Raw genomic sequence first — 10,981 nt, 5'->3', positions numbered from 1 at the left:
GCTTCGGTCAGGTTCAAACCCACGCCGCCGGCCTTTATCGATATCAGGAATACCCGCGTGCTTTCGTCCTCCTGAAATTTTTTCACAATCTCACCGCGGTTCTGCGTGCTGCCATCCAGATAGGTATAAGGTATGCCTTCGGTTTCAAAATGCTGACGGTACAGCGTGAGTTGCTTTACAAACTGCGAAAACACCAGCACTTTATGCCCGCCATCCAAAACGTTTTTTAGCGTGTGGATAACGCTTTCAAATTTGCCCGAATCGCCCTCGTAGTTCTCGTCTATCATACTTGGGTGGTTGGCTATCTGCCGTAGCTTAATGAGGCCCTGCAACACCTGTATCTGCTTTTTGGCAAAGGTGCCGTCTTCCAAACTCTTCAGCAGCTCGTTGCGGTATTCGGATTTTACTTCCTCGTAAACATTAGCCTGTTCTTCGCTCATCTGACAGTAAAACAGGTTCTCGGTTTTTGGCGGCAACTCGGTGGCTACCTGTTCTTTGGTGCGGCGTAATACGAAGGGTTTGATGAGCGCTTGCAGTTTACGGGCTTTATCTTCGTCCTTCTTTTTCTCAATAGGCGTAACAAATTCGTCCATAAAGAACTTCTGACTACCCAACAAGCCCGGATTGATAAAGCTCATCTGCGTCCACAGGTCGTTCACCGAGTTCTCTACCGGGGTGCCGCTCAATATCAGCTTAAAGCCCGATTTGAGCTGCTTAACCGCCTGGTAAGATTTTGATGAGGGGTTTTTGATGTTCTGGCTTTCATCCAGAATAATATAGTCGAAGTAAAACGCTTTCAGGATGTCGATATCAATGCGTGTAATGCCATACGTGGTGATCACCACATCATAATTACCAAAAACTTCCGGTTGTTTATTGCGGAAGGTACCCGTATGCACCATCAGCCGCAGCTTGGGCGCGAATTTCTTGGCCTCGTTCAGCCAGTTGTAAATGAGCGAGGTGGGCATAATGATGAGCGAGGTACAGCTACCGCCATTTGCTTCGGCTTCTTCCTTGTTTTTTTGCAGCAGGGCCAGCGTTTGTATGGTTTTGCCTAGGCCCATGTCATCGGCCAGGCAGCCGCCAAAATGGTAATCCTTTAAAAAGTGGAACCAGTTATAGCCTGCCAATTGGTAATGCCGCAGCGTGCCGGTAAAATGCTGCGGCATGGCTATCTCTTCCACCTCCTCAAAATCGGCCAGGCGTTGTAGTTTGCGGTTAATGCTGATGCCCGCCAGCTCGCCTTCGGCTAAATCGTTTATCAAGCCGATGTGGTGCTTGCGCAGCTTGAGGCCCTTGTCATGCTCGGCAAATACCAGCAGATTGCCGTATTGCGAAAACCATTTTTCGGGTATTACGGCTATCTCACCGCTCGGTAGTAAAAACTCCTTCTTATGGTTCAAAATATGGTTGCGCAGTTCTAAAAATGGTATCTCGTAGGGGCCAAAATGCACCACCGCATGAATATCGAACCAATCGTTGCCTTCTTTTACCTGCAGGTCTATCTTGCTGTTGCCAAACAGGTAGCGCTTTTGTCCCTCGGGTTGCTCCAATTCAAAGCCTTCGGTTACCAGTAAATAGTGGTGCTGATTCATCCACTCAAATACCGTGAACGAGCGGTCGGCATCCTCATCGGCTACGCTTACCTCCAGGTTTTGGAACAGGCTCGATACCACGCGCAGGCCCAATGCCTCGACATACTCCAGCCGGCTTTTTTCCCAGCTGATGGAACGCTTTACGCGGTGAAAGCAATACTCATCGTCCTGTTTTTCTATCCGCACCGAAACCACGCGTCCATCCCCGTAAGGGAACATATATTCCCCATAGCGAAAATACAGTTGCAGTTGCGATACCCCACCCTCCACATAAATAGGTTTGAGGATAGGCACCGCCTCGTATTTTTCGTTGATGATCTTAAAGCCTTCGGCATATACATGGTGCTTCTCGATGAGCGGCGCCACAAACTTTTCCATATAGCTCTGCTCGCTGCTCCGTGGTATGCCGATATAGCGCTTGTTTAAAAAAGGCACCAGCTTGCGGCCTTCAATTTCTTTATCGAAATAGTACAACACATCGTCCAGCAGCATCCAGGCGGGTTGGTTGCATATTACCTCGGCGTTTTTAAACATGAACTCGATGCGCATGCCCTGGTATTTGATAGTGGGGAAATAGCGTATCTCCTCCTCGTTGCGCCGAAAGTGGAACAGCACCGAAGCAGCCTCGGCAGCTATCTGAACCTTTTTGCCGGCCGGGTAACCCTCCTTGCTCATCTGGTAAATCTGCCTGTCGTGCAAATGGGCCAATGCCTCTACCAGGCGTTTCTCCATTTTGGGGCGTATCACATCAAAAAACTGGTCGTTAAATATTTTGGCGAAGAACTCGATGGGGCGTATCTGCTTTTTATGGTACTTGCGTATCAGGGCGCCCTGCTCTAACTCATCCAATATTTTGATGAGCTTGATATCCGTATCGTCGATATAGTGCGTAAACTCCTTTGCTGTATTGCTAAAAAGGCGCTGGTAGGTGAGCGAAAACTCGCCGTTGGGATTTAGCTGAACAATATGTGGCTCAATAACATAGCCTAAAAACTCATGCTTACAAATACTGTAAACCAATTGGCAAGGCTTGCTGCTATCTACGCGTAACATATAGGTTGATGTAAAAAATTTAGGTAAGTTACATCAACAAAAAATTCAAACGTATGTATTAAATACAGCATTCCGAAAGATTTGAGGTTAAATTTATGTAAAATATGATAACCTTCACGCTCCGGGATGAGATAAAAACACGAAAACCTACAGCAATAAATATTTTTTTCGGCGAATTATTTTGTGATATAAATTTTCTAATTTACATCACTAATCCCACTCAACATGTTTCCACTTAAAAGCTCTCTTTTTAGCAAAGCGGGCATTCTTTACACCTTATCATTTATAATATTGGTAGGCGGGGCAACTTATTATTTCATTCACAAAAACAAAAAAAGCACGATCGATACCTCGTTCAGCAAATACATCGAATCGTATACCACGGGTATCATTTCGAAAGAGAGCGGTATACGTATCCGTCTGGCCGGCAACGTGGAAGGCGTGCATACACAAAACGAAGCATTGCCCGACGATATCTTCGATATTTCGCCATCGGTAAAGGGCAAAGCCTATTGGGTGGATGCCCGCACCATCGAGTTTAAACCCGATAATTACCTCGATGCGGACAAAGCTTATAGTGCCACCTTCGCGCTGGGCAAAGTGGTCCATGTGCCCGACTATTACGAGAAATTCCAGTTCACATTCCAAACCATCAAACCCGACTATACCATCACCTTTAACGGACTGCAGACGGCAACACGCACATCCACCGACCAAATGAAGCTGGAAGGAGTGATTCAAACCGCCGATGCCGAAAAGAGCGATTTAGTTGAAAAGATTATCAATGTAAATTATGGCTCCGAAACGCATGTGAGCTGGCAGCACAATACCTACACACATACCCATACCTTCACCATCGACAGGTTAAAGCGTTTGGATAACGGCGTAAACCCGCTCACGATTACCTGGGATGGCAGCCCCTTAAACATCGACAAAAAAGGCAACCAGCAATATGATGTGCCCGCCATCGGCGATTTCAGGGTGTTGGATATCAAAGCCGTGCAGGATCAGGAACAATACGTATTGGTACAGTTTTCCGACGCCATCATGGTTGGACAAGAGCTGAACGGCCTCATCGGCATCGGCAATACCACCGAACCCGCCTATACCATTGATGGCAGCCAGGTGAAGGTGTATTCGTCCGACCGGTTGGATGGCAATTACAGCGTATTCGTAAACCAGGGCGTTGAGAACATATCGCACCAAAAAATACAGAAAAACTATACCGCGAATGTATTTTTCGAGAATAAGCTGCCCGCCGTAAGCATCCCCGGCAAGGGGGTTATTTTACCGAGCTCGGGCAAGTTGTTGATGCCTTTCGAAGCGGTAAACCTGAACGCGGTGGATGTGAGCATCATCAAGATATACGAAGACAACGTGCCGCAGTATTTTCAAACCAACGATGTGAACGGCGAAAATGAACTAAGGCGCGTGGGCAAACCCATCGTCGAAAAAACCATCCGGTTAGATGGCGATAAATCGGTGAACCTGAACAAAAAGAACCGTTTTATGCTCGATATCGACAAGCTGTTCCGTAGCGAGCCGGGCGCTATATACCGGGTCATCATCGGTTTCCGCAGGTCGTATTCGCTCTACGGTTGCAATGGCGGAGGCCCGGTTAAAACAGGCAATGGCAACAACGATGATGAGGGAGAAGAAGGCGGCTATTATGGCGGGGGCAGCGACAATTCGTCCGTTAACGATGAAGACGACACCTTTTGGACAAGATATGATAGCTATTACCCTGCCGGCTTTAACTGGCGCGATAAGGATAACCCATGTACCGACTCGTACTATACCAAACAAAAATGGGCTACACGAAACATCATCGCTTCGAACATTGGCCTGGTTGCCAAAAGGGGTACCGATAACAGTATGGTGGTTGTGGCTACCGACCTGATGACCGCTCAACCCATTTCGGGCGTTGAGCTCGACTTTTTGGACTACCAAAAGCAGGTCATTTATAAAGCCACGTCCGATAATTACGGCCTGGCCAAGTTCGACATGCCGCGCAAACCTTACCTGTTGGTGGCCAAACGCGGCGATGAGCGCGGCTACCTCAAATTAGACGATGGCAGCTCCTTACCGCTCACCCGCTTTAATGTTGGCGGCGAAGAAGTGCAAAGCGGTTTAAAAGGTTTTATTTATGGCGAGCGTGGCGTATGGCGACCCGGCGACAGCATTTTTGTTTCGTTTATTTTGGAGGATAAGCAGAACAAACTACCGCCCGACCACCCGGTGGAACTGGATTTTTATAATCCCGAAGGCCAATTGTATACCACCCTTACCCGCAACACGTCGGTGGATGGTTTTTATAGCTTCCACCTGGCTACGCAAACCTCCGACATCACCGGCAACTGGAAAGTAAAGGTAAAAGTGGGCGGCGCCGTCTTCGAAAAAAACATCAAGGTGGAAACCATTATGCCAAACCGCCTTAAACTGAACCTAAGCTTTGGCGACAAGAAGGAACTGACCAAGGGCCAAAACACCGCCGGTACCTTAAATGCCAAATGGCTGTTCGGCGGCACCGCGCAAAATTTAAAGGCCAAGGTCGATGCTTACCTGTCCTCGCAAAAAACCGTATTCAAAAACTTTGAAGGGTACGATTTTGACGACCCGACGCTACAATTTGACACGCAGGTCGAAAACGTATTCGACGGGCGCTTGGATGCCGAAGGAAATACCAATATCGATGCAGACGTAAATGTTGAAAAACAGGCACCCGGCCAATTAAAAGCCAATTTCGAAGTAAAAGTGTTCGAACCGGGTGGTAATTTCAGCATCAGCCAGGTGAGCATACCTTACAATGTTTATCCGGGTTACGTAGGTATCAAAACCGAAAAAGGCCAGGCCCTTTCGGGGATGTTGTACACCGGTCAAAACCACAAATTTGATATAGCCGATGTGGATACCAAAGGCAACCTGATAGGCGGAAGGCGTACGGTAACCGTCGAGCTGTATAAAATACAATGGCGCTGGTGGTGGGACAATACCGGCGACCAGATAAGCAACTTTACGCAAGACAAGTACAACAAGCTCGTCAAAACCGAAAGTGTAACGCTGAACGACGGTCGTGGCGAATGGAACCTGAATGTAAAGGAAGCCGATTGGGGCCGCTATCTCATTCGTGTTAAAGATGAGGAAACAGGGCACTCCACAGGTAAAGTAATTTATATGGACTGGCCAAACTACGCCCAGCGCCTGCAGCAGGACAACCCGACCGAGGCGGCTATGCTATCCTTTACCTCCAGCAAACCAAGTTATAAGGTGGGCGAGGACGCGGTGCTAACCATCCCGACGATGGCTAACGGCCGTGCGCTCATCAGTTTCGAAAACGGAACCAAGGTGTTAAAAACTGACTGGATAAATACCGAAAAAGGCGAAACGCAATATCACTTTAAAGTGGAACCCAGTATGGCGCCCAATATGTTTGTGAATGTTACGCTGCTGCAACCGCATTCGCAAACAGTGAACGACCTGCCTATCCGCATGTATGGCGCCATCCCTATTTTGGTGGAAGACCCGGCAACGGTACTCAAGCCCATCATTAATATGCCGGATAAGATAAGGCCCGAAACCACATCGGCCATTACCGTATCCGAAGCATCGGGTAAAGAGATGACCTATACCATCGCCATTGTCGACGAGGGCCTGCTGGATATCACCAATTACAAAACCCCCGACCCGCACGAAGCATTCTATGCCCGCGAGGCCCTGGGCGTAAAAACCTGGGACTTGTTCGATTATGTGATCGGCGCCTACGGCGGCGACCTGGAGCGCATTTTAAGTATCGGCGGTGATGCAGGGGGCAAATCGCTCAACAAAAACATATCGGTAAACAGGTTTAAACCTGTAGTGAAGTTTTTGGGGCCATTCCACCTGGACGCGGGCGAAAAGCAGACCCATTCCTTTGCCTTGCCGCAATATATCGGTTCGGTAAAAGCGATGGTGATTGCCGGGCACCAGGGCAGCTATGGTTTTGCCGATAAGGCCGTGGCCGTAAAAAAACCGCTAATGATACTGGCCACCTTGCCGCGCGTGCTTGGTCCGTCCGAAAAAGTACAATTGCCTGTAACTGTTTTCGCGATGGAGAACAATGTAAAAACGGTGAACCTTCAAATTCAGTCCAATGCCTTCAGCAACCTTGCCGGTAACGACCATCAAACCGTAAACTTTACCAAAACGGGCGAGCAAATGGTCACCTTCGACCTGAATGTGAAGGATTTTATCGGCGTTGGCAAGGTCCATATCCTCGCGCAAAGCGGCAGCGAAAAAGCGGCTTATGATGTGGAACTGGATGTGCGCAACCCCAACCCGCCCATCACGAAAGTATTGGAAAAAGAGGTGCTGCCCGGCGAAACGTACAGTACCGACTATACCGCGATAGGCATGAGCGGCACCAACAAAACAACATTGGAGGCATCTACTATACCGGCCATCAACCTGTCGAAACGATTGGATTACCTGATAGAATACCCTTATGGCTGTATCGAACAAACCACCTCGGCAGTATTCCCGCAGTTATATTTAAGTCAACTCACCGACCTGAGCGATGCCCAAAAGGCGTTTACCAGCCGCGATATCAAATCGGGCATCAGCAGGTTACAGGGCTTCCAGTTACCGGGCGGCGGCCTCAGCTACTGGTCCGGCGTTGGCGAGCCCGACGATTGGGGAACCAATTATGCAGGCCACTTTATGCTGGCCGCGCAGGCGGCGGGCTATGCCCTACCGGTAGGTTTTATCGACCACTGGAAAACTTACCAGCGCAAAAAAGCACTTTCGTGGGCGCCCGACCCGCACAGCTTTTACGGGAACGACCTTGACCAAGCCTATCGCCTGTACCTGCTGGCACTTGCTCATGCCCCCGAGCTTGGCGCCATGAACCGGTTAAAAGAATTCCCCTATATCAGTATCGAGGCCAAATGGAGGCTTGCGGCGGCTTATAAACTGGCCGGGCAGCCCGAAGTGGCAACCGCCATGGTAGCCGGCCTGCCAACCACCATCAAGCCCTATTATACGCTGTTCGGCACCTATGGGTCCGACCTGCGCGACGATGCCATGATATTGGAAACACTAACGCTTTTGGGGCAGCATGCCCAGGCAGCGGCCGTTATGCGCAATATCGCCGCGCACCTCTCGCAGGACGATTGGTACAGTACCCAAACCACCGCCTATAGCCTCATCGCCATCGCCGAATATTGTGGCAAGAACGCTTCAGGAAGCAAACTTTTGTTCAATTACCAGGCAAGCACGGCAAAGGGGAGTATCAGTTCCTCGTCGTATATCTGGTCGTTGCCGGTAAAAACGCAATCGGGTAAAATAACCCTGCAAAACACCGGGAAAAACAAGCTCTACCTCAGGCTGATACAAAAAGGACAGCTCGTTAGCGGCGAGGATGTAAAACCCATCAGCAAGCCCGATGTGCTGCAAATGAGCGTTTCGTATTTCAGCCTCAATGGCACTCCGGTCGACCCGGTAAGCCTGAAACAGGGCACCGACTTTGTGGCGCAGGTGAAAATCAAAAACCCCGGCCACCGCGGACGGTATGATAATATGGCGCTTTCGCAGATATTCCCTTCGGGTTGGGAAATATTGAACACAAGGATGATGGACAACGACGCGGCCTTTAAATCCTCGGAATCGGATTATACAGACATCCGCGACGACCGCGTGTACACCTATTTCAGTTTACCCGAAGGCAAGGAAGTTATCTATTTTGTGATGCTCAACGCGGCATATTTAGGCAAATTTTACCAGCCGGGGGTATATTGCGAGGCCATGTACAACAACTCCATCAGCGCATTGGACAAAGGGCAGTGGGTGACTGTGGTGAAGTAAAGAATGGTGAGCTGTGAGTGGTCAATGGTGAATGGTTTAACAGCGGTTTGGCGTGGCAGGAGAATTATTTAGAATGAGAAAAATCGGTGAAATCGTCCGAAAATCGGTGAAATCTTTCTTCTCATCAAAGAAAAAGATAATCTACGGTTCGGTTTTGTTGATCCTATTGCTATTGTTTTGGTTTTGCCTGCCAAAACATTTATTCAGGTCGCCAACATCCTTTGTTATCGACGATAATCAGGGGCAGTTGCTGGGCGCATCCATCGCGTCCGACGGGCAGTGGCGCTTTCCGTACAACCCAAAGGTGCCGCCCAAATTTAAGGCCTGTATCATCGCTTTCGAGGACCAGCGCTTTGAGCACCACCCCGGTTTCGACCCTTTGGCCCTCGGCCGTGCCGTTAAACAGGATATCAAGGCCCGGCATGTGGTGAGCGGCGGCAGCACCCTCACCATGCAGGTCATCCGCCTCTCCACCCGTAACCCCCGCACCGTTTGGCAAAAAGTGGTCGAGATATTCCGGGCTATGCGCCTGGAGCTTACCTTTTCCAAAGCCGAGATACTGGCATTGTATACCAGCAACGCACCCTTCGGCAGCAATGTAGTTGGTTTGGATGCCGCGTCCTGGCGTTACTTTGGCCGCAGTCCCGATAAACTTTCCTGGGGCGAAATGGCGGCATTGGCCGTACTGCCCAATTCGCCATCGTTAGTGCACCCCGGCAAAAACCGGCTCATCCTCATTAAAAAAAGGAATGGCCTGCTCGATAAGCTGTGCCGGCTAAAAGTTATCGATGCCACAACTGCCGCTTTGGCCAAAGATGAACCCGTACCCGAGCGGCCTATGCCCCTCCCACAAATGGCACCTCACCTGCTCGACCGGTTTAAGAACGACCATGCCGACCAGGAGCATGGCACCCGCATCACCACCACCATCAACCCGGTTTTGCAGCAAAGCGTAACCGATATTTTAGAGCGGCATCACCAGGTACTCAAAGCCAACGATATACGCAACGCCGCCGCTATTGTACTGGATGTGGAGACCGGGCAAACCTTAGCTTACGTAGGCAATATCTATCATACCGATGACCCTGAATTAGAAAGCAATGTGGATGTGATAGCCGCCCCGCGCAGCCCCGGCAGTACGTTGAAGCCCCTGTTATACGCTGCCATGATGCACGACGGTTTGATATTGCCCAACAGCATCATCCCCGATATACCCACCCAAATAGCGGGTTATCACCCCGAAAATTTTGATTTAGGCTACGATGGCGCGGTTCCGGCCTCCAAAGCTTTGGCGCGTTCGCTCAATATACCCGCCGTGCGCATGTTGCAGCAATATAAATATGAACGTTTCCATGCCCTGTTGCGCAATGCGGGCATCACCACCTTAAAACAACCCGCCGATTTTTATGGCCTATCGCTCATATTGGGCGGCGGCGAAAACAACCTTTGGGAACTGAGCGGCGCTTACGCGGACATGGCCAGGGTGCTCAACCATTACCACAGGTACAAGGGGCTGTACAATCAGGGCGACTACCATAACCCTTGTTATACCCAAAAACCGACTACGAAACCCGTTTTGGAAAAAGGCGGTTTGCTGGATGCAGCGTCTATCTATTATACCTTTCAGGCCATGGAAGAGGTAATGCGCCCCGGCGATGAATTGCTTTGGCAACAGTTCAGTTCCACACAGCGCATCGCCTGGAAAACGGGCACCAGTTTTGGTTTCCGCGACGGCTGGGCCATTGGTGTTACGCCCCGTTATGTGGTGGGCGTTTGGGTAGGCAATACCAACGGCGAGGGCAGGCCCGGACTGATCGGCGTAGCCACTGCCGCCCCGGTAATGTTCGAGATATTTCGTCAGTTGCCGGTTGCCCGCGATTGGTTCGACATGCCCATGGGCGAAATGGTGCGCATAGGCGTTTGTCGCGAAAGCGGGTACCGCGCCGGCGATAACTGCGACCATATCGATACGCTTTGGGTACCCAAGAGCGGCTTAAAAGCCCCGGTTTGCCCCTTTCATCAATTGGTACACCTGGATGCCGGCCGCAAATGGCAGGTAACCGCCGATTGCGAGCCGCCGGTAAACATGGTCCATCAATCCTGGTTTGTGTTGCCACCATCCATGGAATACTATTATAAAGCGAAAAACTATCAATATAAAGCCTTACCGCCCTTCAGGCCAGGTTGCGCGCAGACCCCACAATCGAGGCCCATGGAGTTGATATACCCTAAAGACGGCGCTAAAGTTTATATCCCGCTTGAGGCGGATGGCCGCAGGGGCCGCATGATATGTACTGCCGCGCACCGACAAGCAGGCACCAAAATATTCTGGCACCTCGACGATACTTATATCGGCGAGACAGTGGATTACCACCAGTTCGCGTTAAACCCTTCGGCAGGCAAGCATAAACTAACACTGGTAGACGATAAGGGCAGCCGTTTGCGAATTTGGTTTACCGTGTTGAATAAAGATAAATAAGCTATCCCGCGCGAAA

At 50.1% G+C, this 10,981-nt stretch carries 3 protein-coding genes; 2 read left to right on the top strand and 1 reads right to left on the bottom strand.

All coding sequences use genetic code 11. The features are described from left to right. Positions 1-2,648 (bottom strand): SNF2-related protein (locus QZX97_RS07575; protein WP_295664542.1); only part of this gene is annotated, 2,648 nt, incomplete at its 3' end. A 225-nt stretch (positions 2,649-2,873) separates the two neighbouring features. On the opposite strand from QZX97_RS07575, the gene QZX97_RS07570 reads away from it, so the two are divergent. Together QZX97_RS07570 and pbpC are read left to right on the top strand one after the other, a co-directional pair. Continuing rightward, complete coding sequence (locus tag QZX97_RS07570) at positions 2,874-8,486, top strand: MG2 domain-containing protein (protein WP_295651026.1); 5,613 nt, start codon at positions 2,874-2,876, stop codon at positions 8,484-8,486. Between the two features lie 73 nt (positions 8,487-8,559). Beyond that, positions 8,560-10,965, top strand: coding sequence for a penicillin-binding protein 1C (gene pbpC / locus QZX97_RS07565; protein WP_295651028.1), 2,406 nt, complete (start codon positions 8,560-8,562; stop codon positions 10,963-10,965). Positions 10,966-10,981: the final 16 nt, after the last annotated feature.

The sequence above is a fragment of the uncultured Mucilaginibacter sp. genome (genome assembly GCF_903893715.1).
In the GTDB taxonomy this organism is placed as follows: Bacteria; Bacteroidota; Bacteroidia; order Sphingobacteriales; family Sphingobacteriaceae; genus Mucilaginibacter.
Note: the sequence above shows the minus strand (reverse complement) of the source record. Positions and strands in the feature narration are given on the sequence as shown.

Coding starts and splice junctions, on each gene's coding strand:
- QZX97_RS07570 (WP_295651026.1), top strand. CDS start 2,874: ATGTTTCCACTTAAAAGCTCTCTTTTTAGCAAAGCGGGCATTCTTTAC.
- pbpC (WP_295651028.1), top strand. CDS start 8,560: ATGAGAAAAATCGGTGAAATCGTCCGAAAATCGGTGAAATCTTTCTTC.